This window comes from Actinophytocola xinjiangensis (assembly GCF_001921215.1).
Lineage (GTDB): Bacteria > Actinomycetota > Actinomycetes > Mycobacteriales > Pseudonocardiaceae > Actinophytocola > Actinophytocola xinjiangensis.
Genome location: NZ_MSIF01000002.1, coordinates 64,628 through 87,254 on the forward strand (window position 1 = coordinate 64,628; position 22,627 = coordinate 87,254).

26 protein-coding genes are annotated in these 22,627 nt (G+C 71.1%); 15 read left to right on the plus strand and 11 right to left on the minus strand.

The window, feature by feature from the left end; translation table 11 throughout:
• Window positions 1-101 precede the first annotated feature (101 nt).
• The 4 genes from BLA60_RS05140 to BLA60_RS05155 all read left to right on the plus strand — a co-directional run bounded on the left by BLA60_RS05140 (window position 102) and on the right by BLA60_RS05155 (window position 4,750).
• Window positions 102-1,232, plus strand: a complete 1,131-nt coding sequence (locus BLA60_RS05140; protein WP_154814135.1) for a sugar ABC transporter substrate-binding protein — start codon at window positions 102-104, stop codon at window positions 1,230-1,232.
• Between the two features lie 70 nt (window positions 1,233-1,302).
• Complete coding sequence (locus BLA60_RS05145) at window positions 1,303-2,076, plus strand: ATP-binding cassette domain-containing protein (protein ID WP_075131581.1); 774 nt, start codon at window positions 1,303-1,305, stop codon at window positions 2,074-2,076.
• 20 nt (window positions 2,077-2,096) lie between these two features.
• The gene (locus BLA60_RS05150; RefSeq protein ID WP_075131582.1) at window positions 2,097-3,530 is read left to right on the plus strand and encodes a sugar ABC transporter permease; all 1,434 of its coding nucleotides are present in this window, start codon (window positions 2,097-2,099) and stop codon (window positions 3,528-3,530) included.
• An 83-nt stretch (window positions 3,531-3,613) separates the two neighbouring features.
• Window positions 3,614-4,750 (plus strand): ROK family transcriptional regulator, encoded by a 1,137-nt coding sequence (locus tag BLA60_RS05155; RefSeq protein WP_075131583.1) that lies wholly within the window; start codon window positions 3,614-3,616, stop codon window positions 4,748-4,750.
• A gap of 94 nt (window positions 4,751-4,844) precedes the next feature.
• Here the strand turns inward: BLA60_RS05155 and BLA60_RS05160 are convergent, their stop codons facing one another.
• On the minus strand, window positions 4,845-5,030 hold the full coding sequence (locus BLA60_RS05160; RefSeq protein WP_075131584.1) for a DUF7455 domain-containing protein: 186 nt from the start codon (window positions 5,028-5,030) through the stop codon (window positions 4,845-4,847).
• Between the two features lie 269 nt (window positions 5,031-5,299).
• Here BLA60_RS05160 and BLA60_RS05165 point away from each other — a divergent pair, with 269 nt between their 5' ends.
• Window positions 5,300-6,094, plus strand: coding sequence for an EamA family transporter (locus tag BLA60_RS05165; protein WP_084734669.1), 795 nt, complete (start codon window positions 5,300-5,302; stop codon window positions 6,092-6,094).
• 33 nt (window positions 6,095-6,127) lie between these two features.
• Here BLA60_RS05165 and BLA60_RS05170 read toward each other — a convergent pair whose 3' ends face one another.
• Both BLA60_RS05170 and ppgK read right to left on the minus strand, forming a co-directional pair.
• On the minus strand, window positions 6,128-7,486 hold the full coding sequence (locus BLA60_RS05170) for an RNA polymerase sigma factor (RefSeq protein WP_075132062.1): 1,359 nt from the start codon (window positions 7,484-7,486) through the stop codon (window positions 6,128-6,130).
• Between the two features lie 254 nt (window positions 7,487-7,740).
• Window positions 7,741-8,502, minus strand: coding sequence for a polyphosphate--glucose phosphotransferase (ppgK, locus tag BLA60_RS05175; RefSeq protein WP_075131586.1), 762 nt, complete (start codon window positions 8,500-8,502; stop codon window positions 7,741-7,743).
• Window positions 8,503-8,567: 65 nt separating this feature from the next.
• On the opposite strand from ppgK, the gene BLA60_RS05180 reads away from it, so the two are divergent.
• Window positions 8,568-9,374 (plus strand): inositol monophosphatase family protein, encoded by an 807-nt coding sequence (locus tag BLA60_RS05180; RefSeq protein ID WP_425427039.1) that lies wholly within the window; start codon window positions 8,568-8,570, stop codon window positions 9,372-9,374.
• 20 nt (window positions 9,375-9,394) lie between these two features.
• Here the strand turns inward: BLA60_RS05180 and cei are convergent, their stop codons facing one another.
• Window positions 9,395-10,102: an envelope integrity protein Cei gene (cei, locus tag BLA60_RS05185; RefSeq protein WP_075131588.1), complete on the minus strand. Its 708-nt coding sequence runs from the start codon at window positions 10,100-10,102 to the stop codon at window positions 9,395-9,397.
• Between the two features lie 530 nt (window positions 10,103-10,632).
• Between cei and BLA60_RS05190 the strand changes: the two genes are divergently transcribed.
• Complete coding sequence (locus BLA60_RS05190) at window positions 10,633-10,941, plus strand: DUF4193 domain-containing protein (RefSeq protein WP_075131589.1); 309 nt, start codon at window positions 10,633-10,635, stop codon at window positions 10,939-10,941.
• A 5-nt stretch (window positions 10,942-10,946) separates the two neighbouring features.
• On the opposite strand, the gene BLA60_RS05195 is transcribed toward BLA60_RS05190, so the two are convergent.
• The gene (locus BLA60_RS05195; RefSeq protein WP_075131590.1) at window positions 10,947-11,456 is read right to left on the minus strand and encodes a DUF3093 domain-containing protein; all 510 of its coding nucleotides are present in this window, start codon (window positions 11,454-11,456) and stop codon (window positions 10,947-10,949) included.
• A 24-nt stretch (window positions 11,457-11,480) separates the two neighbouring features.
• On the opposite strand from BLA60_RS05195, the gene dut reads away from it, so the two are divergent.
• The 3 genes from dut to BLA60_RS05210 are packed head-to-tail and all read left to right on the plus strand — an operon-like array spanning window position 11,481 to window position 13,307.
• Window positions 11,481-11,960 carry a dUTP diphosphatase gene (dut, locus tag BLA60_RS05200; RefSeq protein ID WP_075131591.1) on the plus strand — a complete coding sequence of 160 codons (480 nt, stop codon included), beginning with the start codon at window positions 11,481-11,483 and terminating at the stop codon, window positions 11,958-11,960.
• A 5-nt stretch (window positions 11,961-11,965) separates the two neighbouring features.
• A complete protein-coding gene (locus tag BLA60_RS05205; RefSeq protein ID WP_075131592.1) occupies window positions 11,966-12,679 on the plus strand; it encodes a DUF3710 domain-containing protein in 714 nt (237 codons plus the stop codon).
• 7 nt (window positions 12,680-12,686) lie between these two features.
• Window positions 12,687-13,307 (plus strand): LysE family translocator, encoded by a 621-nt coding sequence (locus BLA60_RS05210; protein ID WP_075131593.1) that lies wholly within the window; start codon window positions 12,687-12,689, stop codon window positions 13,305-13,307.
• Here the strand turns inward: BLA60_RS05210 and BLA60_RS05215 are convergent.
• From BLA60_RS05215 to BLA60_RS05225, 3 genes are read right to left on the minus strand one after another with little or no spacing between them, the layout of a single operon-like run.
• Window positions 13,304-13,522 (minus strand): helix-turn-helix domain-containing protein, encoded by a 219-nt coding sequence (locus BLA60_RS05215; RefSeq protein WP_075131594.1) that lies wholly within the window; start codon window positions 13,520-13,522, stop codon window positions 13,304-13,306. The two genes, BLA60_RS05210 and BLA60_RS05215, sit on opposite strands and share 4 nt — an antisense overlap.
• The gene (locus tag BLA60_RS05220; protein ID WP_075131595.1) at window positions 13,522-14,073 is read right to left on the minus strand and encodes a hypothetical protein; all 552 of its coding nucleotides are present in this window, start codon (window positions 14,071-14,073) and stop codon (window positions 13,522-13,524) included. Before BLA60_RS05220 ends, BLA60_RS05215 begins: the two co-directional genes overlap by 1 nt.
• Window positions 14,074-14,126: 53 nt before the next feature.
• On the minus strand, window positions 14,127-14,774 hold the full coding sequence (locus BLA60_RS05225; protein WP_342744702.1) for an alpha/beta hydrolase: 648 nt from the start codon (window positions 14,772-14,774) through the stop codon (window positions 14,127-14,129).
• A 191-nt stretch (window positions 14,775-14,965) separates the two neighbouring features.
• On the opposite strand from BLA60_RS05225, the gene BLA60_RS05230 reads away from it, so the two are divergent.
• Both BLA60_RS05230 and BLA60_RS05235 read left to right on the plus strand, forming a co-directional pair.
• Window positions 14,966-15,346, plus strand: a complete 381-nt coding sequence (locus BLA60_RS05230; RefSeq protein WP_075131596.1) for an OB-fold nucleic acid binding domain-containing protein — start codon at window positions 14,966-14,968, stop codon at window positions 15,344-15,346.
• Window positions 15,343-16,065 (plus strand): DUF3159 domain-containing protein, encoded by a 723-nt coding sequence (locus tag BLA60_RS05235; RefSeq protein WP_075131597.1) that lies wholly within the window; start codon window positions 15,343-15,345, stop codon window positions 16,063-16,065. The genes BLA60_RS05230 and BLA60_RS05235 overlap by 4 nt, the downstream gene beginning before the upstream one ends.
• Window positions 16,066-16,073: 8 nt before the next feature.
• On the opposite strand, the gene BLA60_RS05240 is transcribed toward BLA60_RS05235, so the two are convergent.
• Complete coding sequence (locus BLA60_RS05240) at window positions 16,074-16,697, minus strand: MerR family transcriptional regulator (protein ID WP_075131598.1); 624 nt, start codon at window positions 16,695-16,697, stop codon at window positions 16,074-16,076.
• 75 nt (window positions 16,698-16,772) lie between these two features.
• On the opposite strand from BLA60_RS05240, the gene BLA60_RS05245 reads away from it, so the two are divergent.
• On the plus strand, window positions 16,773-17,693 hold the full coding sequence (locus tag BLA60_RS05245) for an SDR family NAD(P)-dependent oxidoreductase (protein WP_075131599.1): 921 nt from the start codon (window positions 16,773-16,775) through the stop codon (window positions 17,691-17,693).
• Between the two features lie 3 nt (window positions 17,694-17,696).
• On the opposite strand, the gene BLA60_RS05250 is transcribed toward BLA60_RS05245, so the two are convergent.
• Both BLA60_RS05250 and BLA60_RS05255 read right to left on the minus strand, forming a co-directional pair.
• The gene (locus tag BLA60_RS05250) at window positions 17,697-18,353 is read right to left on the minus strand and encodes a potassium channel family protein (RefSeq protein ID WP_075131600.1); all 657 of its coding nucleotides are present in this window, start codon (window positions 18,351-18,353) and stop codon (window positions 17,697-17,699) included.
• Window positions 18,354-19,019, minus strand: coding sequence for a potassium channel family protein (locus BLA60_RS05255; RefSeq protein WP_075131601.1), 666 nt, complete (start codon window positions 19,017-19,019; stop codon window positions 18,354-18,356). It lies immediately after the preceding gene.
• A gap of 123 nt (window positions 19,020-19,142) precedes the next feature.
• Here BLA60_RS05255 and BLA60_RS05260 point away from each other — a divergent pair, with 123 nt between their 5' ends.
• Both BLA60_RS05260 and BLA60_RS05265 read left to right on the plus strand, forming a co-directional pair.
• A complete protein-coding gene (locus tag BLA60_RS05260) occupies window positions 19,143-21,137 on the plus strand; it encodes an APC family permease (protein WP_425427040.1) in 1,995 nt (664 codons plus the stop codon).
• Window positions 21,134-22,321: a class I SAM-dependent RNA methyltransferase gene (locus tag BLA60_RS05265; RefSeq protein ID WP_075131602.1), complete on the plus strand. Its 1,188-nt coding sequence runs from the start codon at window positions 21,134-21,136 to the stop codon at window positions 22,319-22,321. Before BLA60_RS05260 ends, BLA60_RS05265 begins: the two co-directional genes overlap by 4 nt.
• Window positions 22,322-22,627: the final 306 nt, after the last annotated feature.

Genomic DNA, 22,627 nt, shown 5'->3' on the forward strand with positions numbered 1-22,627 from the left:
AGGCGAGTCAGAATTTGCCCGTTCGCGGGTTCCCTCACCGTCCCTCGCGGCATATGTTGTGCACCGCAACATTTGCCGTGAGGACCGTGAAGGGACAGTTGATGCGCAGTACAAGGCTTGCTCTGCTCGCCGCGGGGATGGGTCTGACCCTTGCCCTCTCGGCGTGTGGCGCGAACGAGGAAGCACCCGAGGCCGGTGGCGACGACACGGGCACCACGAACGAGTCCGCCGGCGGTATCCCGGTCGGCGTGATCCTGCCCGAAACCGCCTCCTCCGCCCGCTGGGAGGGCTTCGACAAGCCCATGCTCCAGGCTGCCCTGGAAGCCGAGGGGCTCGACCCGCAGATCGAGAACGCCCAGGGTGACGTGCAGAAGTTCGCCACGCTGGCCGACGGCATGATCAACGACGGGGTCAAGGTCCTGATCATCGCCTCGATCAACAGCGAACTCGGTGGCACGGTCGCGCAGAAGGCCAACGCCCAGGGCATCCCGACCATCGACTACGACCGCCTCAACCTCGGCGGCAGCTCCGAGTACTACGTGTCGTTCGACAACGTGAAGGTCGGCGAGCTGCAGGGCCAGGGCCTGGTCGACGCGCTCAAGGACAAGCCGGACGGCGCCCAGGTCATCGAGATCGAGGGCGCGCCGACCGACAACAACGCCACCCTGTTCCACGAGGGCCAGCGCAACATCCTCGACCCGGAGTACGAGTCGGGCAAGCTCAAGCTCGTCCAGTCCCAGCCGATCGACAACTGGGACAACCAGAAGGGCGGCAGCACCTTCGAGCAGATCCTGACCTCCAACGGCAACAAGGTCGACGGCGTCGTCGCCGCCAACGACGGCCTCGCCGGCGCGATCATCACCGTGCTCAAGAAGAACGGCCTCAACGGCAAGGTCCCGGTCACCGGCCAGGACGCCACCGCCGACGGTCTCAAGGCGATCCTCGCCGGCGACCAGTACATGACGGTGTTCAAGCCGATCAAGGAGGAGGCCGAGGCCACCGCCAAGCTGGCCGCGGCCCTGGCCAAGGGCGACACGGCCGCCGCCGACGAGATCGCCACCCAGACCTCCAAGGACCCGGTCGGCAAGCGCGACGTCAAGTCCGTGCTGCTTGAGCCGTTCCTGATCACCAAGGCCGAGGTCAAGCGGGTCATCGACGAGGGCTACGTGCCGGCGACCGACGTGTGCACCGGCGAGCTCGCGGCCGTCTGCACCGAGCTCGGCATCTCCTGACGGGTCGTCCGGGTGGAGGTCCGCGCCGGTCGGTCACCGGCGCGGACCCTCCCCCGGGTTTGGAGCAACCATGACTGAGCCCCTTCTCGAACTGGTCGGCATCAACAAGAGCTTCGGCCCGGTGCACGTCCTGCACGACGTGGACTTCACCGTGCGGGCCGGCGAGGTCACCGCGCTCGTCGGCGACAACGGCGCCGGCAAGTCGACCCTGGTCAAGTGTGTCGCCGGGATCTACCCGACCGAGTCGGGCGAGATCCGCTTCCGCGGCGAACCGGTCACCATCCACAGCCCCAAGGACGCCGCCGACCTCGGCATCGAGGTCGTGTACCAGGACCTCGCGCTGGCCGACAACCTCGACGTCGTGCAGAACATGTTCCTCGGCCGGGAGCGCGGCTCGCGCTGGCTGATGGACGAGTCGAGCATGGAACGCGCCGCCCGCGAGACCCTCGCGTCGCTGGCCGTCCGCACGGTCAAGTCGGTGCGCACCCCGGTCGCCGCCCTGTCCGGCGGACAGCGCCAGACCGTCGCCATCGCCAAGGCCGTGCTCTGGGAGAGCAAGGTCGTGCTGCTCGACGAGCCGACCGCCGCGCTGGGCGTCGCGCAGACCCGACAGGTCCTCGACCTGGTCCGCCGGCTGGCCGAGAACGGCCTCGGGGTCGTGCTGATCAGCCACAACATGGCCGACGTCTTCGAGGTCGCCGACCGCATCTCCACGCTCTACCTTGGCCGGCTGGTGGCCGACCTGCCGGCGAAGGAGACCACGCACAGCCAGGTCGTCGAGCTGATCACCGCGGGCCGCTCCGGCGACCTCGGCCTCGCCCGGCCCGAGCAAGTCACCCTCTGACCAACACCGAGGACTCATTCATGACCGACTCCCCGGCCAGGACGGACACCGGCGCCAACAGCGGCGCGATCTCCGACTTCGGCATCGACACCACCTCCCAGTCCGCCGGCGAGGCCATCCGGGACTACGTCGCCAGGGTGCGCGGCGGTGAACTCGGCTCGCTGCCGGCACTGCTGGGCCTGGGCGTGCTGGTGCTGGTGTTCACCATGCTGTCGGACAACTTCCTGACGCTCAACAACACGGCCAACCTGATCGCGCAGGGCGCCGGCAAGATGATCATCGCGATGGGGCTGGTGTTCGTCCTGCTCCTCGGCGAGATCGACCTGTCGGCCGGCACGCTGTCCGGCGTGTGCGCCTCGGTGATGGCCATGCACTACGTCCGGGGCGGCAACCTGCTCGGCGGCATGGGCAGCACCGTGTTCTACGTGTTCATCATCGGCATGGTGCTCGCCGCGGCGCTCGCGCTGGTGATGCGGATCTGGGCCGGCGCGGTGCTGAGCCTGGTCGCCGTGCTGATGGCGGCCCTCGGTGTCCCGGCCAACGCGTGGCTGGAGATGGTGCTCGCGGTCTGCGTCGGCGCCGCCATCGGCTGCATCACCGGGTTCATGGTCGCCAAGGTCGGCGTGCCGTCGTTCGTGGTCACCCTGGCGCTGTTCATCACCTGGCAGGGCGTGATCCTGCAGTTCATCGGTGAGGGCGGCGTGTTCGGCATCCGCAACTCGCAGGTGCTGTTCAACGTGGCCAACGGCAACCTGTCGGTCCTCGGCTCGTGGATCCTGTGCGTGGTCGCCGCCGGCGGCTACGCGGCCGTCGTACTCGGCGAGCACTTCACCCGGCTGCGCAAGGGCCTGGTCACCCAGCCGACGCTGATCGCGCTGTTCAAGGTCCTCGCGGTCGCGGCGATCGCCGGCCTGTCGACCTGGGCACTGACCGTCAACCGCTCGCCCAACCCGGACCTGGTCACCATCCAGGGCGTGCCCTACGTCGTGCCGATCATCCTCGGGCTGCTGGTCATCGGCACCTACGTGCTCAACCGCACCCGCTACGGCCGCCACATCTACGCCGTGGGCGGCAATGCCGAGGCCGCGCGCCGCGCCGGCATCGATGTGAGCAAGATCCGGGCCAGTGTTTTCGTCGTGTCGGCCTGTGCGGCGGCGATCGGTGCGATCGTGTACTCGTCGAAGGCGGGATCGGTCGACCCGCAGGCCGGCGGGCTGAACACGCTGCTGTTCGCCGTCGGGGCCGCGGTCATCGGCGGGACGTCGCTGTTCGGCGGTCGGGGCAAGGTCGCTCACGCGGTGATCGGCGGGCTGGTGCTCGCCGCCGTGGAGAACGGCCTCGGGTTGCTGCGGCAGCCGGCGGCGGTGGTCAACATCGTCACCGGACTGGTGCTGCTCCTCGCCGCCACGGTGGACGCGCTGTCTCGGCGGAGGGCTGCCGTGACGACGCGTTGAGCGGGGGCGTTGACCAGACAGGAGCGAGGGGTTTGACCAGCACACCAACGGGTGGGCCCAACCTGGGTGCCCGGCCCGACGAGGTGCGCCGGCACAACCGCACGGTCCTGATCCGGCGGCTGCACATCGGCGGGCCGTGCACCAGGGCCTCGCTGGCGGCCGAACTCGGCCTCAACCGCAGCACCATCAAGGCGCTGGTCGACGGCCTGGCCGAGGCCGGCGTGGTGGAGGAGCGGGTGCCCCGCCAGCGCAGCGGCGCCGGCCGGCCCTCGCTGCTGGTCCTGCCCCAGGCGCACGCGGCCGTGGTCCTCGCGGTCGACGTGCGGGTCGAGCAGGTGGCGATCGCGCTGGTCGGCCTCGGTGGGGAGATCCTCGGCCGCAACAGCTGGAACCTGCGGGTACGCACCAGGGAGCCGGCCGAGGTGATCACCCACGTGGTCGACTCGGCCATCGTGCTCGCCGCCGACCTCGGCGTGCGGATGGTCGCCGCCGGGATCTCGGTGCCCGGCGTCGTGCGCCGCTCCGACGGCCTCGTGCACGAGGCCCCCAACCTGCACTGGACCGACGTGCCGCTGGGCGAGCGGCTGGGCGCGGTGTTCGACGTGCCGATCCGGGTCGGCAACGACGCCGAGCTGGGCGCGCTGGCAGAACACCTGCGCGGCACCGCCCGGGGCAGCTCCGACGCGGTCTACGTCACCGCCGACGTCGGCGTCGGCGGCGGCGTCATCTCCGACGGCTCGGCGCTGCGCGGCACCGCCGGCTACCTCGGCGAACTCGGCCACATGGTGATCAACCCCGGCGGCCGGTCCTGCTACTGCGGCAGCCGGGGCTGCTGGGAGACCGAGGTCGGCGAGCGGTCGCTGTGCCGGGCGCTTGGCCTGCGGGAGGGCGCGCCGCGCGGCGCCGTGGTGGCCGAGCTGCGGGCGCTGGCCGACCACCCCGACCTGGTGCGCTCCCGGCTCGGCGAGTTCACCGAGTGGCTCACGATCGGCCTGGTGAACGTGGTGAACGTGCTGGGTCCCGAGCTGGTGGTGCTCGGTGACCTGTTCACCGCCCTGCCCGGCTCGCTGATCGCCGACGTGGCGGCTGCGGTGCGTGACCGCAGCCTGGTTTCCCGGGCCTCCGGTGGCACCCGGATCGTGGCCTCCACGCTGGGTGCCGACGTGACTCTGCTCGGTGCGGCCGAGCTGGCCTTCGAGCCGGTGCTCGACTCGGTGTGATCACCGTCATGATCGCCCGGGCACACCCCGAACACGACGGCGGGCGGGACCCCGGTCACCCGGAGATCCCGCCCGCCGACGGAACGTGTAACCCTCAGGCCTGGCCCTGCTGGATGTTCGCGGCCAGCTCGCGCAGGCGCTCCTGGTGCTTGCGGGCGTGGTGCCCACAGAAGAGCAGTTCGCCTCCGGAGGGAAGAATGGCCCTCACCTGGGCGGCAGCGCCGCAACGGTCGCAGCGGTCGGCAGCGGTCAGGTCGGGGCGGGCGAGTGTGGTGTTCATGGTCGGTCTCCCTCCGTCCCGGCACCGGTTGTCCCGATGCCGTCTCCGGCTGCGATCACCGTGAGGTGTTCGCTGCCTCTACTCTTCCAGACGTTTGAGCTTCCGTCAGTGTTCCCGGGCCCGTTGAGAGTTCGCTCAACGCGAGATTTAACCCGCATGTCGTATCACTGGACCCGCGATGCAGGATCGATGAAGTGAGCACGTCAACCAGCACAGGGCGCCTGCCGCGCATCCCCGCGCCATTACTTTTCGTGACCGGCGGATTGTCGATGTATCTCGGCGCCGCGGTCGCGGTGTGGCTGTTCGCCGAGGTCGACCCCGCCGGTGTGGCCTGGCTGCGTACCCTCGGCGCGGCGCTGGTGCTGCTCGCCTGGCGTCGCCCGGGGCGCCTGGCGTGGCGCGGACGGGCGTTCTGGCTGGCCGCCGTGTACGGGGTGGTCACCGCCGGGATGAACGTCGTGTTCTACGAGGCCATCGCGCGCCTGCCGCTGGGCACGGTCGTGGCCCTGGAGTTCGTCGGCCCGGTCCTCGTGGCCGCGTTCGGCTCGCGGACCCGGCGCGACGTGGCCGCGCTGGCCCTGGTCGGCTGCGGGGTGTTCCTGATCGCCGACGTGCGGTGGGCGGGCAGCACGCTGGGCGTGCTGTTCGCGCTGTCGGCTGCCGCGCTGTGGGCCGGCTACATCCTGCTGGGCAAGCGGCTGGCCGACGACGGCCTCGGCCTGGACGGGATGGCCGTCGGGTTCACCGTGGCCACCGTGGTGCTGGCCCCGCTGGCCTGGGGCACCGGCCCGGTGTGGACCTCGCCGAGGCTGCTGCTGCTCGGGATCGGCGTCGGCGTGGCGGCCACCGTCGTGCCCTACGCGCTGGACCAGATCGTGCTGCGCCGCCTCGGCCAGGCGAGTTTCGCGCTGCTGCTGGCCCTGCTGCCGGTCACCGCGACGGTCGTCGGCCTGGTCGTGCTGCGACAGGTGCCGACGCTGACCGAGGCGCTGGGCATCCTCGCGGTCGTCGGCGGCCTGACGCTGCGGTCGCGGCGCCGCAACGCCAAACGCCCGCCGGCCTGAGGCCGACGGGCGTTTCGCGAGGGTGATCGGGTCTCACTCGAGGTAGTCGCGCAGGACCTGCGAGCGGGACGGGTGACGCAGCTTGGACATCGTCTTCGACTCGATCTGGCGGATGCGCTCCCGCGTCACGCCGTAGACCTGGCCGATCTCGTCGAGCGTGCGGGGCTGGCCGTCGGTGAGGCCGAAGCGCAGCCGCACCACGCCCGCCTCGCGCTCGGACAGCGTCGCCAGCACCGACTGGAGCTGGTCCTGCAACAGCGTGAAACTCACGGCGTCGACCGCGACGACCGCCTCGGAGTCCTCGATGAAGTCACCGAGCTGGCTGTCGCCCTCGTCGCCGATGGTCTGGTCGAGCGAGATGGGCTCCCGGGCGTACTGCTGGATCTCCAGCACCTTCTCCGGGGTGATGTCCATTTCCTTGGCGAGCTCCTCCGGCGTCGGCTCACGGCCGAGGTCCTGGAGCAGCTCACGCTGGATGCGCCCGAGCTTGTTGATCACCTCGACCATGTGGACCGGGATGCGGATGGTCCGCGCCTGGTCGGCCATGGCCCGGGTGATCGCCTGGCGGATCCACCACGTGGCGTAGGTGGAGAACTTGTAGCCCTTGGTGTAGTCGAACTTCTCGACCGCGCGGATCAGACCCAGGTTGCCCTCCTGGATCAGGTCGAGGAAGGCCATGCCGCGGCCGGTGTAGCGCTTGGCCAGCGAGACCACCAGGCGGAGGTTGGCCTCCAGCAGGTGGTTCTTGGCCCGCTCACCGTCGCGCACGATCCAGCGCAGGTCACGCCGCAGCTGCGGGACGAGCTTCTCCGAGGACTCCTCCTCGGCCTTGCGCACCCGCTCCGCCGCGTACAGGCCGGCCTCGATCCGCTTGGCGAGCTCGACCTCCTCCTCGGCGTTGAGCAGGGCGACCTTGCCGATCTGCTTGAGGTAGGCCCGGACGGAGTCGGCCGACGCGGTGAGCTCGGCGTCCTTGCGAGCCTGGCGCAGGGCCTCGGACTCCTCCTCGTCCCAGACGAAGTCGCCGTCCTTGGTCTCCTTGCCGGGCTTCTCCTCGGCGGGCTCCTCCTCGGTGACCGCCTCGTCGACCACGTCGATCTCGACGTCCTCAAGGTCCTCGAGATCGGGGGAGTCGAGGTCGGGCTCGTCGCCGTCGGGGCCGTCGCCCGCGGCGTCGGCCTTCTTGTTGGCGTCGGCGGCCTTGGTCTTCTTCGCGCCGGCCGCGGTCTTGGCGGTCTTGCGAGGCGCCCTGGTGGTGGTCTTGGCGGCCGGCTTCTTCGCGGTCTTCAAGGCAGGCTTCTCAGTCGGTTCGGTGTCCGGCTGAGCGTCCGCCGACTTGGCGGCGCTCGCCGAGGCGGTGGAGCGTCGGGTTGCGGTTCGTGCGGCTGCCACGTACGCCCTTTCGCTGCTGCGGTCGATCACGGAAACCAGATGGGGAGCCCTGGTTGTCCGGATTTCGGGGGAAGGCCCGGGCCGCTGAGGGCCGTGGGCACTGTTCCATTGTAACGACGATACTCCGCATCGGGTGCGCCCCCGGGCAAGATCGGCCGGGGCCGCTCGACCGGCTGATCGGCCAGCGCCCGGTCAGGGCGTGTTCGGTGCCCCGCCGGCGCGCTGGCGGCGCTCGGTCGAGCGCTCAGCCGCACTCAGCCGTGGTGGCCCTGACGGGCGGCCACGGCCGCGCCGACGATCCCGGCGTCGTTGCGCAGTTCGGCCGCGACGACCTTCGTGCGCAGCTCCAGCAGCGGCAACCACTTGTCGGCCTTCTTGCTGACGCCACCGCCGACGATGATCAGGTCCGGCCAGATCAGGTCCTCCAGGCTGCGCACGTACCGGGTCACCCGCTTCGCCCATTCGTGCCACGACAGGTCGTTCTCCTCCTTGACGGAGGCGGCCGCGCGGGTCTCGGCGTCGTGCCCGTCGACCTCGACGTGACCGAACTCGGTGTTGGGCACCAGCTTGCCGTCGCGGAACAGCGCGCTGCCGATGCCGGTGCCGAAGGTCAGCAGCACGACCACGCCCTCACGGTCCTGCGGCGAGCCGTAGTTGATCTCGGCGATCCCCGCCGCGTCGGCGTCGTTGAGGACCACCACGTCCTCGCCGCCCAGACCCAGCCGCTCGGCGAACAGCGCCGCCGCGTCGGTGCCCAGCCAGGACTTGTCGATGTTGGCGGCGGTGTGCGCGATGCCCCGCTTGATCACCGCCGGCAACGTGACCCCCACCGTGCCCGACCAGCCGAACTCGTCGACGATCTGCTTGACCACGTCCGCGACGGCGTCGGGTTTGGACGGATCCGGGGTCGGGATCCGCAGCCGCTCGCCGTGGAGCTTCCCGGCATCGAGGTCGACCAAGCCTCCCTTGATGCCAGAGCCGCCGATGTCCACGCCGAAGCCGAGGGTTGCGCCCATCCCCACGGATCCCTTCGTACTCGATTCAGTCCACCTTTCCACGGAGATTAGCCGGGTGTGGTCCGATAGGTCTTGTGGGTGTTGCCGAGGGAGACCTTCTCGATATCGCGACGTCGGTCGCGGTGGCGGCCGCGGAGCTGGCCAGGACCGCGCGCACGGCCGCGCTCGAGGACGACGTGGGTACCAAGTCCAGCGAGACCGACGTGGTGACCGCGGCGGATCTCGCGGTCGAGCGGCTGGTGCGCGAGCTGCTCGCGCGGGCGCGGCCGGGAGAGCCGGTGCTGGGTGAGGAGACCGGCGGGTCCGGCGAGCCGGGTGACGGTGTGTGCTGGGTGGTCGACCCGATCGACGGCACCGTCAACTACCTGTACGGACTGCCCTGGTACGCGGTGTCGCTGGCCGCCCAGGTCGACGGCGAGTCGGTGGCCGCGGCCGTGGTCGAGCCGGCGTCCGGGCGCCGCTGGACGGCGGTCCGTGGCGGCGGCGCCTGGCTGGACGGCCGGCCGCTGCGGGTGTCCGACGCGCGGCGGCTGGACCTGTCGCTGATCGGCACGGGCTACGCCTACCGCCCCGAGCGGCGGGTGCGGCAGGCCGACGCGGTGGCCGGGCTGCTGCGGCGGGTGCGTGACGTGCGGCGCCTCGGCGCGGCGTCGCTGGACCTGTGCGCGGTGGCCGCCGGCTGGCTGGACGGCTACGCCGAGCACGGCCTCAACCGCTGGGACTGGGCCGGCGGCGCGCTGATCGCCGCCGAGGCCGGCGCGGTCGTGCGGCTGCCGGCCGGTGAGGGCGGTATGACGTTCGCCGCCGCGCCCGGTATCGCCGAGCAGCTGCTGGTGGCGCTCGACGAGACCGGGTTCAGCGAGATCGACTGACGGCGTTCACCTGATGGCGTTCAGCAGCGGACCTGGCGGGCGCCGTCGAGCAGGTCGGCGGCGATGTCGGGCTGCGGGCCGTTGGCCTGGAGCCCGCCCCGGGTCTCCGGGTGGTCGACGGCCCACTGGGTCAGCTGTTCGAGCGCGGTGCGGGCCTGGGCGTTGGGCCGCAGGCTGTCGAACTCACCGCCGAGGACCATGTCGACGGTGCCGTCCTTGCGCTCGTCACGCACCAGCTCGGCGCACGGGTCGAGCAGGCTCAGGGTGCGGGCGGCCGAGGTGCCCTGCGGGCCGAAGCGGATCTGGGCACGGCAGGTCATGGTGTCGCCGTAGAGCGGGTCGTTGGTCGGCTCGGTCACCTGCTCGAAGCCCAGCTGGCGCAGGCTCTCGGTGACGATCCTGGCCGCGCCCTTCTTCGAGCTGGCGTTGACCACCCTGACCTGGATCTGGTTGGGCGGGGCCGGCACGGTGCGGTCCAGCGAGTCGTAGCCCATCGGCTTGCCGAGCGTGGTCGGCGCGGCCGGCGGCGCGGTCTGCTCGGTGCTCGGCTGCGGGCCCGGCGGGTCGCAGTGGATGTCGTTGGCGGTGGCGGCCTCGTCGGTCATGACGTTGAGCCAGACGACCGTGGCCGCCACGAACAACAGCAGGATGAGAATGAACGCGGGCAGCGGGCGCCGCTTGCGATAGCGCTGCGGACCGTCGTTCGGCCACACGTTCCCGGACGCCACCCGTCCCGCCTCCTCAGTCAGAAAGACCCCACGACACCCCAGTGTTGCGTCGCTGATCAGCCTAGGCGTTTCCGTGTCCATCGGCGGGACGGGGCTGGTGCTGTTCCCAGCATCGTTTCTCGATTGAGTCAAGACCGAGCGCGGATCGATGGTCAACCGGTAACCATCGCATACCGCGACGGGTCGAGCGCATACTGTCACCCCGACAGCCGGGTGAATCGCACCACGGACGGACGCGTCGGGCAAGAGTCGATCTCGGAAGGAGCCGGGTGAACAGCAGGGTGACCAGCGTGGTGGCCGGCCGTCTCGGTCACAACACACCCATTCGAGTGACGTGCTGGATGAGTGCTGGTCGATGGGCTACCCTCTGCGGGCTCCAGTCGTCGACGTCCGACGCGAATCGATTCCGAGGTGCGCCGCTGTCCGGGCGCGTCGTGCGAGACCTCCGTCACTCACCTGGCGGGCACAAACTGGAGCGCCTGAACGTTGACCAGCGGCACGAACACATTCTGAAGTGGGGGTGCTAGACCATGGCCACCGATTACGACGCGCCACGCCGCAGCGAAGCGGACGATCTCGCTGAGGACTCTCTCGAGGAGCTCAAGGCGCGTCGCAACGAGAACCAGTCCGGGGTAGTCGACGTGGACGAGTCGGAGACCGCGGAGAGCTTCGAACTGCCCGGAGCCGACCTGTCCGGTCTGTCCGGCGAGGACCTGACGGTCCGCGTCGTACCCAAGCAGGCCGACGAGTTCACCTGTTCCAAGTGCTTCCTGGTGCATCACCGCAGCAGGCTGGCCGAGGAGAACAAGGGGCAGTACATCTGCCGCGACTGCGCCTGAGCGCGTCAGCGCTCGCGCAGCGCCTCGACCAGCCGGTCGGGGTGGCGCGTGCTGAACACCCAGTACGGGGTCGGGTCCTCCGGGTCGGTCTGTCGCAACCGCACCACCGGACCCACCCAACCCCGGTGCAGGACGTGGGCGGCGGGGTCCAGATGGGGGCCGAGGACCTTGCGCTTGGTCTTCGCGTCGACCACCTGGATCTCGCCGACGTGTTCCAACGGCAGGTGGGCGCGGCCCACCCACAGTTCACCGTCGGTGACCTGGAGGCGGGTCGAGCCGGCGCGGTGGACCAGCAGCGCGGTGATCGGCAGCAGCACGACGTAGGGCAGCCACGCGCGTACCCCCGGGTAGCCGAGGTGGACCTCGGCGGCGAGCAGCCCGGCGGCGAGCAACGGCAGCAGCCACCAGTACCACGTGACGTACAGCCGTTCGGAGTACTCGGGGGCGGGTCGCCGGCCGGCGGGGGAGCCGGCGGTCTTCACGGCAGGGTCCGCACCAGGGGAAGTGTCGCTCACGTCGCCAGGGTAGTCTCGCCGCTCGTGCCCAGCGTGGAGGTCCTGTTGACCCGGCTCGACCCGGGTGTTCCCGTCCCGTCGTACGCGCGACCGGGCGACGCGGGTGCCGACCTGGTGACCACCTCGGACGTGACGATCGCGCCCGGGGAACGGGCCACCGTCGGTACCGGTGTCGCGATCGCGCTGCCCGGCGGGTACGCCGCGTTCGTGCATCCGCGTTCCGGTCTGGCCGCGCGGGTGGGGCTGAGCGTGGTCAACACGCCGGGCACGATCGACTCCGGGTACCGGGGCGAGATCCGGATCTGTCTGATCAACCACGACCTCCGCGAGCCGGTCGAGTTGCGCCGGGGCGATCGAGTCGCTCAGCTTGTGGTGCAACGGGTCGAGCACGCGGTGTTCCGTGAGGTGGACGAGCTGGATGACTCCCCACGGGGTTCCGGGGGCTACGGGTCGACCGGTGGGCACGCGGTGCTGACCGGGTCAAGGACCGCGGTGGAGGAGTAGGTCAAGTGGCACTGTTCGGGCGGCGCAAGCGGGACCTCGAGGACGAGGCCCCCGAGTTCGACGATGACGCCGACTACGCCGACGACGGGTACGACGAGGACGAGGACCTCGACGACTTCGACGACGGGAACCTCGGCGAGGTCGACGGCGAGGTCGGCGGCGACCTGTTCGACGACGCCGGTCCCTACGACGTCGACGACGCGCCGCGTGACGGTGTGCCCCGGCTGGACCTGGGCGCGCTGCGGGTGCCGGTGACGCCCGGCTCCTCGGAGCTCAAGGTGAAGATGAACCCCGACGGCACCGCCAGCGAGGTCTACCTCATCATCCCCGAGCTGTGCGTGATCACCGTCAGCGTCTTCGCCGCCCCGCGTTCGAACGAGCTGTGGCGCGAGGAGTGGTGCGGCGACCTGGCCAAGGACATGCGGGACAAGGGCGCCGACGTGCGCAGCGTGGCCGGGTCGTGGGGCCAGGAGCTGGTGGTGCACTTCCCGGGCGAGGTGCTGCGTTTCCTCGGTGTCGACGGCCCGAGGTGGATGCTGCGCGCGGTGGCCTCCTCACCCGCCGAGCGGGTGGACAACGCGGCCGCCGCGCTCTACGAGCTGGTGCGCGGCACGGTCGTGGTCCGGGGGACGATCCCGATGCCGGTGGGCATGCCGCTGCCGTTGCAGCTGCCGCCGGCGGTGGCCGCGCACATCCGCAACCAGGCCTCCGGGGGCTGAGCCGGCCGTGCCGACCTCGACCGAGTGGCTGGTGTTCCTCGGCGCGGCGGCGCTGTTCGCGCTGCTGCCCGGTCCGGGGGTGCTCTACGTGCTGGCCCGCAGCCTGCGCGGCGGCCGGGCCGACGGCGTGCGGTCGGTGATCGGCAACGGCATCGGCGCCTCGGTGCACGTGGTGGCGGCGGCGTTCGGTCTGTCGGCGGTTCTCGCGACCTCGGCGACGGCGTTCACCGTGCTGAAGCTGGCCGGTGCGGCGTACCTGGTCTACCTGGGGGTGCGGGCGTTGTTCGACCGCTCCCCGGTTCCGGTGGCGGCCGGCGGGTCGGGCCGGGGCGCGCTCGGCCAGGGGATCCTGGTGGAGACGCTCAACCCGAAGACGGCGTTGTTCTTCCTGGCGTTCCTGCCGCATTTCGTGCATCCGGAGCAGGCGCCGGCGGCGTTGGTGTTCGTGGTGCTCGGGCTGGTCGTGGTGGCGATGACGGTGGCGGTGGACCTGGTGGTGGCGGTGTTCGCCGGCGCGTTGTCGGCCAGGCTCATGGGTGACCCGCGGTGGCGGGTGCGCGAACGGGTGGCCAGCGGCCTGACGATGATCGGTCTCGGTGGGGCGCTCGCGGTGGCCGAGCGGGGTTAGGGCTCGTACCGGAGCAGGTCGCCTGGCTGGCAGTCCAGGGCCTGGCAGAGGCGGGTGAGGGTGGAGAACCGGATCGCCTTGGCCCGGCCGTTCTTGAGCACCGACAGGTTCACCACGGTGACGTCGACCAGGGCGGCGAGCTGGGTGAGGGTCAGGCCGCGGGCGGCGAGCAGGTCGTCGAGGTGCACGGTGATCGCCGTGTCCGGCGGCGGCATCAGACGGTGCCTTCGAGGTCCTCGCGCATCCGCACGCCGATCGTCAGGATGTGGGCGAAGGTGAGCGCGGTGATGCCGGCGGCCAGCGACCACCAGGGGAACCCGGCGCGCCACTCGGTGAACCAGCCGGCGGGCGTGCCGTGCAGCAGGCTGTCGCGCAGGGCGGTGCGGGACACGGCGTGCAGCAGCTCGGCGGCCGGCGCGCCGGCCAGGACGAACCAGCCCAGTGTGCTGAGCCGGCCGGGGACGGTGTCGGCGTAGGGGCCTTCCTGCCAGGCGGTGCGCAGGAACCGCACCAGCAGCGCCAGTGCCCCGAGCCCGAACAGGGCCTGCGGGACCTGGTGGCCGAGGCCGGCGATGCTCTGCGCGGTGGTGGGGTCGGTGGTGCAGACCCGTTCGACGCACACCGGGCTGGTTCCGGTGCCCGGCAGCCAGCCCATGGCGCTGAGGTTGGCGATCACGACGATCAGCGCGCCGGCCCCGATGACCCAGGTGGCGCCGCGGGCGAGCCCGGTGAGTGGCCGTAGGGGGGTCCAGTCCTGGCGGGTCATGCCGGCACCTCGATACATATCGTTTGTCGATATTATCGAAAAACGATAACACGTCAGGTCGGTGTGTCCAGCCCACCCGCGTCCACCCAGGCCAGCACGGCCGCCCGCCCCAACGCCTCCGGGTCGACACCGACCACGTCGAGCCGGGTACTCCGCACGGCCGAGCGCGGCAGCGCGGCGGCCCACCGCCGCGCGGCGGCGACCGGGTGGATCGGGTCGTCCACGCACGCGGCGATCCCGGCCGGCACCCGCACCGTCGCCAGCTGCTCCAGGGTCGGCGCCGCCCGCCCGGCCGCCAGCTCCAGCGACGCCACCAGCCCGTCGCCGTAGCCCGTCCACGCCCGCTCCAGCTCCCCGGCCAGCCACGCCGGGGCCGAGCCGGCGACACCGTCGAGCGCGCCGCGCAGGCCAAGACGCGCCACGTCGCCGGCCGAGGCCAGGGCGGAGAGCGCGGCCGGCGCGTCCCCTGGCGGCCCGTTCCAGGCCGGTAGCGCCAGCACCAGCCCCGCGCACCGGGCGGGATTGGCCACCGCCCACTCGGCGGCCAGGTGCGCGCCGAAGGACACCCCGCCGACCAGCACCGGGGCGTCGGCGGCGGCCGCGTCCAGGGCGGCGAGGTGGGCGCTGGCGAGCCGGTCGCCGGGCACCGGGGCGGGGGTGTGGGTCCGCACGCCGACGGCGGCCAGCGGGATCTCGAACACAGATCGGACGAAGACATCGTCAGATCCGGTGCCGGGCAGCATAATCGCGGTCCGTGGAGCGCGGTCCCCGGCCGACGGGCGTGCCGAGATTGTCACGTGCCAGATCCTCCACCCAGCGCTGCTGTGCGTGGTTACGCTGGTTTTGTACGGGTCGGAAGTTGGGGCCGGCCCCAGGCAACTGGAGCGTCAGTATGGGCAACGGAGCCGGTCGCGGTCCGCTACGCCGGCTGGTCAAACGTCTGACCAGCGATATCGACGAACTCGATGCCGAGAACCTGTCCGAGAACGTCGAGGCCGTCGGCGCCCGCAAGGCGTGTGACTGCCGGTCCGGCGACGAGGTGACGGTTCTCGGAAGACTGCGTACCGTCGAACTCAGCCCCCGTGACGCCGTGGCGACCCTCGAGGCCGAGCTGTTCGACGGAACCGAGGGTGTGACACTAGTCTGGCTCGGACGACGGCGAATTCCGGGCATCGAGCCGGGACGCACCATCAAGGCGCAGGGACGGATCGCGATGCGGGACGGCCGCAAAGTCCTGTACAACCCCTACTACGAGTTGCAGACGGCTACATGACCGAATCCGAGAACGGCACCACCACCGAGAGACAACCGACGCTGCTCGAACAGATGGGCGGCATCAGCGGGTTGGTCTTCTCGACGATCCCGGTGCTGGTCTTCGTCCTGATCAATTCGCTGTTCGGGCTCACCCCCGCGATCTGGAGCGCGCTGGGCAGCGCGGTGGCGATCACCGTGCTCAGGCTCGTGCGCAAGGAGCCGTTGCAGCCGGCGATCTCCGGTTTCTTCGGCGTCGCGATCGCCGCGTTCATCGCCTACCGGACCGGCTCGGCCAAGGGCTTCTTCCTGTTCGGGATCTGGGCGAGCCTGATCTACGGCAGCGTCTTCCTGGTGTCGGTGCTGGTGCGCTGGCCGCTGGTCGGCGTGATCTGGTCGTTCCTCAACGGGCACGGCATGATCTGGCGCGGCGACCGCCGGGCGGTCCGCGCCTACGCCATCGCCACGCTGACCTGGGTGGCGGTCTTCGGTGCCCGGTTCATCGTGCAGCGCTGGCTCTACGACGAGGACCAGACCGGGTGGCTGGCCTTCGCCAGGATCGCCATGGGCTACCCGCTGACCGCCGTCGCCCTGCTGGTGACGGTCTGGGCGGTGCGGGTCGCCGGGCACCGGCAGAAGGACCTTGAGGCGCTCGCGGCGGCCAAGGAGGCCGAGGAACGCGAGGCCGAGGCCCAGCTGCGCGCCAAGTACAGCGGCCGGCAGGCGCCGGAGAGCGCCTAGCCCGCTGCTCAGTCCGCCAGCCGGCGGGTGGCCTCGGACTCCTGGGCCATCCGCCGCAGCGCGCTCATCAGCGCGTCGCCGATGACCGTCAGGGTGACCACGGTCTCGGCCATCCCGTCGACGTTCGGTCGGCCCAGGACGAGGTCGACCTCCGGGTCGGCGAGGGTCTGCGCCGCGTCGGCGTAGCGTTCCAGCAGCGGTAGCGCGTCGCCGTGGCCAAGGCGGGTCAGGTGGGCCAGTGCCTCGGCCAGGCCGGCGCGGGCCGGGTTGGACTCGCGGACCAGCCAGCCGCGCCGCTCGATCAGCTCGTCGACCCTGGTCCGGGCGTCGGCCAGGGCGGCGTCCTCGTGCGGCTCGGTGCGCGGGCCGAGGGCGAACTGGGCCTTGCCGATCGAGTGCAGCTGGCTGTCGGCGCCGCGCATCTTCTCCAGCACCGCCCTGGTCGCCGAGATGGACAGTCCGCCGACCTCGACCAGCGCCCGTACCAGGCGCAGCCGGTGGACGTGCGTCTCGCCGTAGTGGGCCTGGTTGGGGCTGGTCAGCTCGCCGGCGGGCAGCAGGCCCGCGCGCAGGTAGTACTTGATGGTCGGGATCGGCACCCCGGTCCGTTGGCTCAGCTCGGCGACTCGCACCTGAGAATGATCTCAGACAGATAGTCCTACTATCCGTTTTCAGATAGCTGGACTATCCATAAGGAGGGCATTTCCATGGGCGAACAGGTTGGCCGACGGGCCGTTCTCGGCGGCGCGGCGGCCGGTGCCGCGGCCCTGGCCGTCGCGGCTGGCGCCGGCACGGCGTCAGCCGCCCCCAGGACACCGGGGCGCTACCGCGGCACGGTCGTCGCGATCACCGGCGCGACCTCGGGGATCGGCCGGGCGACCGCGCTGGCCTTCGCCAGGGAGGGCGCGAAGGTCGGCTTCTGCGGCCGGCGCGAGGACCTGGGCCGCGAGGTCGAACGGGAGATCCGCCGCGCCGGCGGCGACGCGCTCTACCTGCGGGCCGACGTGCGGGTGCCCGAACAGGTGCGGGCCTTCGTCGACGGAGTCGCCGGCCGCTACGGCCGCCTGAACATCGCCGTCAACAACGCCGGCATCCACCTCGGCACCCCGCTGCACGAGACCACGCTCGACGAGTGGGAGGACGTGCACCGCACCAACGCGCGCGGCGTGTTCCTGTCGATGAAGTACCAGGTCCCGCACCTGATCCGGGCCGGCGGCGGCGTGATCGTGTGCGTCGCGTCCTCCCAGGCCGAGCACACCCGCCCCGGCCACGCCGCCTACACCGCCAGCAAACGCGCCGTGCAGGGCCTGGTCCGCGTCGCCGCCCTGGACTACGGCGCCCAGGGCATCCGGGTGGTCAGCGTCGACCCCGGCACCACCGACACCCGCCTGGTGCGTCCGCCAGGCATCCCCGACGACCTGTGGGCCCAGTTCAAGCAGGCCTGGGGACCGTTGAACGTGCACGGCCTGCCGAGGATGGCCGAACCGGAGGAGATGGCCGGCGCGATCCTGGCCGTGGCCGCGCCCGAACTCTCCTACCTGTCCGGCACGTCGGTCCTGGTCGACGGCGCCATGAGCGCCGGCCGGCCGATGGTCATGCCGCCGGGCTTCCCCACCCCGCCCCAGTAACGCTCAGTAGCCCAGCGCGCCGCGGATCTCGTCCTCGACGTTCGCCGACGCCACGAACAGCAGCTCGTCGCCGGGCTCCAGCGGGTCGTCGGGCTGCGGCACGATCACCCGGCCGCCGCGCAGGATCGTCACCAGCGCGGCGTCCCGGGGCAGGTGCACCTCGCGGACCGGGCGCCCGGCCAGCGGGGTGTCCTCCGGCAGGGTCAGCTCGACCAGGTTGGCCTGGCCCTGCCGCAGCGTCAGCAGCCGCACCAGGTCGCCGACCGACACCGCCTCCTCGACCATCGCGGCGAGCATGCGCGGGGTCGACACCGCCACGTCCACACCCCACGCCTCGTTGAACAGCCACTCGTTGGCCGGGTCGTTGACCCTGGCCACCACCCGGCGCACGGCGAACACCGTCTTGGCCAGCAGCGCCACCACCAGGTTGACCTTGTCGTCGCCGGTGGCCGCGATCACCACGTCACACAGCTGCATGCCGGCGTCCTCCAGCGACGCCAGCTCGCAGGCGTCGGCCAGCACCCACTCGGCCTGCTCGACGGTGTGCGGCTCGAACTGGGACTCCAGCCGTTCGATGAGCATCACCTGGTGCTCGGCCGCGACCAGCTCGGCGGCGATGGAGCGGCCGACGGCGCCGGCTCCCGCGATCGCGACCCGCATCTAGGACGCCTCCTCGGGCGGTTGGCCGGCGGCGGCGGTGACGTCGCTGATCGTGCCGGACAGCGCCGCGACGTACACCTGGTCGTCGGCCTGGACGACGGTCTTGGGGGCGGGCAGCACACCGGTGCCGAAGCGCATCACGAACGCGATCCGCGCGCCGGTGGCCTGCTCCAGCTCGGCGAGCGTGTGCCCGACCCAGCCCTCGTGCACCGGCAGCGCGACGATCGCCACCTTGCCCGTCGGGTCCCGCCACGCCGAGGCCACGCCGTCGGGCAGCAGGGTGCGCATCAGCCGGTCGGTGGTCCACGGCACGGTCGCGACCGTGGGGATGCCCAGGCGTTCGTAGACCTCGGCGCGCTTGGCGTCGTAGATCCGGGCGACCACGTGTTCGACGCCGAAGGTCTCCCGGGCGACCCTGGCGGAGATGATGTTGGAGTTGTCGCCGCTGGACACCGCGGCGAACGCGCTTGCCCGCTCGATCCCGGCCTTGACCAGCACTCTTCTGTCGAACCCGCCGCCGACGACCTGCTGGCCGTGGAAGTCGGTGCTCAGTCGCCGGAACGCGTGCTGGTCCTTGTCGACGACGGCGACGGAGTTGCCGAGCCGTTCGACCGCGGCCGCGAGGGACGCGCCGACGCGCCCGCAGCCCATGATCACCACGTGCACGACCAGGCCTCTCCTTCTCTCGGGGCCCACCGTCGGGCGCAACCCGGGTAGAACCTACCCGTGGCTGCTCCAATCCGGTGACGGGACCGCATACCCTTGCGCATCGTGCCCAAGTTCGCCTCGATGGTGAAACGACTGCTGGTCGGCCGTCCGTTCCGCACGGACCGGCTGTCCCAGACATTGTTGCCCAAGCGCATCGCCCTTCCGGTCTTCGCCTCGGACCCGATGTCCAGCGTGGCGTACGCGCCGGAGGAAATCCTGCTGACCCTGTCCATCGCGGGGGTGTCGGCCTACGCGTTCACCCCGTGGATCGGCCTGGTCGTGGTGCTCGTCATGGTCACCGTGGTCGCCTCCTACCGCCAGAACGTGCACGCCTACCCCTCCGGAGGCGGCGACTACGAGGTCGTGACGGTCAACCACGGCCCGCGCTGGGGCCTGGTGGTGGCCAGCGCGCTGCTGGTCGACTACGTGCTGACGGTGGCGGTGTCGATCTCCTCGGCGGCGGCCAACATCGGCTCGGTGGTGCCGTTCGTGGCGACCCACAAGGTGGAGTTCGCGGTCGGTGCGATCGTGGTGCTCACGGCGATGAACCTGCGCGGGGTGCGCGAGTCCGGTACCTGGTTCGCGATTCCGACCTACGCGTTCGTCGCCGGCATCCTCGCGATGGTGGTGTGGGGCGCGACCAGGGTGTACCTGCTCGGCGACGAGGTGCGCGCGGAGAGTGCCGACTTCACCCTGTTGGAGGAAGGCGACCACCTGTCCGGTTTCGCGCTGTTGTTCCTGGTGCTGCGCGCGTTCTCCTCCGGCAGCGCGGCGCTGACCGGGGTGGAGGCGATCAGCAACGGGGTGCCGGCGTTCCGCAAACCGAAGTCGCGCAACGCGGCCACCACGCTGCTGTTGATGGGCACGCTGGCGGTGGTGATGTTCCTCGGTCTGATCATGCTGGCCGGGGTGAGCGGCGCGAAGCTGGCCGAGTTCCCCGCCCATCAGCTGGTCGACGCGCCGCCGGGCTACGAGCAGAAGACGCTGGTGGCGCAGCTCGCTGAGGCGGTGTTCGCTGGTTTCGACCCGGCGATCTGGTACGTCATCTTCTTCACCGGTCTGATCCTGGTGCTGGCGGCGAACACGGCGTTCAACGGTTTCCCGGTGCTGGGGTCGATCCTGGCCCAGGACCGCTACCTGCCGCGACAGCTGCACACGCGCGGTGACCGGCTGGCGTTCTCCAACGGCATCGTGGGCCTGGCGGCGTTCGCGGTGGTGCTGGTGATCGCGTTCGACGCCGAGGTCACCCGACTGATCCAGCTCTACATCGTCGGGGTGTTCGTGTCGTTCGTGCTCAGCCAGAGCGGCATGATCCGGCACTGGAACCGGCTGCTGCGGGGCGAGACGGACCCGTTGGCGCGCAAGCGGATGCGCCGCAAACAGATGATCAACTCGTTTGGTCTGTTCATGACGTCGGCGGTGCTGGTGATCGTGCTGCTGACCAAGTTCACCAAGGGCGCGTGGATCGCGATCGCCGCGATGGGCGCGATCTACCTGGTGATGACGGCGATCCGCCGGCACTACGACCGGGTGGCCCAGGAACTGAGCGAGGCGGAACTCAACCGCGAGCCGACGACGTTGCCCTCGCGCAACCACGTGATCGTGCTGGTGTCGAAGCTGCATCTGCCGACGCGGCGGGCGCTGGCCTACGCGCGGGCGACCAGGCCGGACGTGCTGGAGGCGGTGACGGTCAACGTGGACGACAAGGACACCCGGATGCTGGTGACGCAGTGGGAGAAGGAGGACTTCTCGGTGCCGCTGAAGGTGATCGAGTCGCCGTACCGGGAGATCACCAAGCCGGTGCTTGACTACGTGCGGCGGGTGCGCGGCGACAACCCGCGCGACGTGGTGACCGTGTACATCCCGGAGTACGTGGTTGGCCGGTGGTGGGAGCAGCTGCTGCACAACCAGAGTGCGTTGCGTCTCAAGGGAAGGCTGCTGTTCCAGCCGGGGGTGATGGTCACCAGCGTGCCATGGCAGCTGGCGTCCGCGCAGCGTGTCCGCGACCGCGACCCCGGCGTGGCGGCCCCCGGTGCTGTCCGCCGTGGACTGTCCGAGAAGGACTCGAAACGATGACGTCCTGGAAGGGCAGGCGTTTCGAGGTCACGGTGGGGGCGGTGGCCCACGGCGGCCACTGCGTGGCCCGCCACGAGGGCCGGGTCGTGTTCGTCCGCCACACCCTGCCCGGCGAACGCGTGGTCGTCGCGGTCACCGAGGACCGCGGCGGCTCCTTCTGCCGGGCCGACGCCGTGGAGATCCTGACGCCGTCCCCGGCCCGCGTCACCCCACCGTGCCCGTTCGCCGGCCCCTCCCGCTGCGGCGGCTGCGACTGGCAGCATGCGACGCTGGCCGAACAGCGGTCGCTCAAGGCGTTCGTGGTGGCCGAGCAGCTGTCCCGCCTGGCTGGTCTCACCGTGCCGGTCACCGTCGAGCCGCTCCCCGGCGACGGCCGCGACTGGCGCACCCGCACGAGAATGACCGTCGACCGCCAGGGCCGTCCCGGTTTCCTCGCCCACCGCAGCCACCGGGTGGTGCCGGTGTCCGAGTGTGTGATCGCCGCCCCCGGCACCGTCGACGAGGTGGTCGGCCGCCGCTGGCGCCCCACCGCGTCCCTGACCGTCGCCGTGGACGCCACGGCCCACACCCACATCGTCGAGAACGACCGGGTCGTCGAGGGTGGCGACCCCGTCGAGTTCGCGGCCCGCCGCCACTGGCACGTGGCACCCGACGGCTTCTGGCAAACCCACCCCGACGCCGCCGACCAGTACGCCGAGGTCATCGAGTCCTGGTCAGACGCGACCGAAGGCGAGTGCGTCTGGGACCTGTACAGCGGCGTGGGCCTGTTCGCCGCGGTCCTGGCGGCCCAGGTAGGTCCCACCGGCACGGTCCTGTCCATCGAGGGAGACCCCGAAGCCTCCCGCCTGGCGGCCGCGAACCTCGCCGACCTGCCCCAGGTCGAAACCCTCTCCGGCCCCGTCACGGCGATGATCGACAAGGCCCCCGCCCCGGCCGTCGTCGTCCTCGACCCACCCCGCAAGGGCGCCGGCCGCGACATCGTCGAGTCGATCGCCGCCCACCACCCCCGCCGAGTGGTCTACGTGGCCTGCGACCCGGCGGCACTGGCCCGCGGCGTGGCAACCTTCGCCCAGAACGGCTACACGCTGACCGACCTACGCGCCTTCGACGCGTTTCCGATGACGCACCACGTGGAGTGCATAGCTCTGCTCACCCGCACCGACACTGTCGGTGGTGCCGGGTAGCGTGGATTCCGGGGGGCCGGAGGCCGCCCACCCGGGCGGCTACGGCGTTCGGGTCGTTACCTGTCGGTGGGCCACTGGGGTTGTTGGCCCGGCTGCGCGTGGCTCGGTTGCCGTGTTCCGGTGTCGCCTTCGGGCTGGGCTCCGGTGGGTGGGGTGGCGTGGCGCTGGTCGAGCACGGACCGGTGCGCCTCGGGCGGGGTGAAGAAGAGCGAGGCGCGGTTGGTTTCGCCGGGTGGCGTGAAACCGGAGGCCGGGGGCTCGCCGGGACGTGCGTGTCCCGACGCGGGGCCCGCCGGTGGGTGACTC

Excerpts from the sequence above, each read along its gene's own strand:
- BLA60_RS05140 (WP_154814135.1), top strand. The coding sequence starts at position 102 with ATGCGCAGTACAAGGCTTGCTCTGCTCGCCGCGGGGATGGGTCTGACC.
- BLA60_RS05145 (WP_075131581.1), top strand. The coding sequence starts at position 1,303 with ATGACTGAGCCCCTTCTCGAACTGGTCGGCATCAACAAGAGCTTCGGC.
- BLA60_RS05150 (WP_075131582.1), top strand. The coding sequence starts at position 2,097 with ATGACCGACTCCCCGGCCAGGACGGACACCGGCGCCAACAGCGGCGCG.
- BLA60_RS05160 (WP_075131584.1), bottom strand. The coding sequence starts at position 5,030 with ATGAACACCACACTCGCCCGCCCCGACCTGACCGCTGCCGACCGCTGC.
- BLA60_RS05165 (WP_084734669.1), top strand. The coding sequence starts at position 5,300 with ATGTATCTCGGCGCCGCGGTCGCGGTGTGGCTGTTCGCCGAGGTCGAC.
- ppgK (WP_075131586.1), bottom strand. The coding sequence starts at position 8,502 with ATGGGCGCAACCCTCGGCTTCGGCGTGGACATCGGCGGCTCTGGCATC.
- BLA60_RS05190 (WP_075131589.1), top strand. The coding sequence starts at position 10,633 with ATGGCCACCGATTACGACGCGCCACGCCGCAGCGAAGCGGACGATCTC.
- BLA60_RS05215 (WP_075131594.1), bottom strand. The coding sequence starts at position 13,522 with ATGCCGCCGCCGGACACGGCGATCACCGTGCACCTCGACGACCTGCTC.
- BLA60_RS05220 (WP_075131595.1), bottom strand. The coding sequence starts at position 14,073 with ATGACCCGCCAGGACTGGACCCCCCTACGGCCACTCACCGGGCTCGCC.
- BLA60_RS05230 (WP_075131596.1), top strand. The coding sequence starts at position 14,966 with ATGGGCAACGGAGCCGGTCGCGGTCCGCTACGCCGGCTGGTCAAACGT.
- BLA60_RS05235 (WP_075131597.1), top strand. The coding sequence starts at position 15,343 with ATGACCGAATCCGAGAACGGCACCACCACCGAGAGACAACCGACGCTG.
- BLA60_RS05245 (WP_075131599.1), top strand. The coding sequence starts at position 16,773 with ATGGGCGAACAGGTTGGCCGACGGGCCGTTCTCGGCGGCGCGGCGGCC.
- BLA60_RS05250 (WP_075131600.1), bottom strand. The coding sequence starts at position 18,353 with ATGCGGGTCGCGATCGCGGGAGCCGGCGCCGTCGGCCGCTCCATCGCC.
- BLA60_RS05260 (WP_425427040.1), top strand. The coding sequence starts at position 19,143 with ATGGTGAAACGACTGCTGGTCGGCCGTCCGTTCCGCACGGACCGGCTG.
- BLA60_RS05265 (WP_075131602.1), top strand. The coding sequence starts at position 21,134 with ATGACGTCCTGGAAGGGCAGGCGTTTCGAGGTCACGGTGGGGGCGGTG.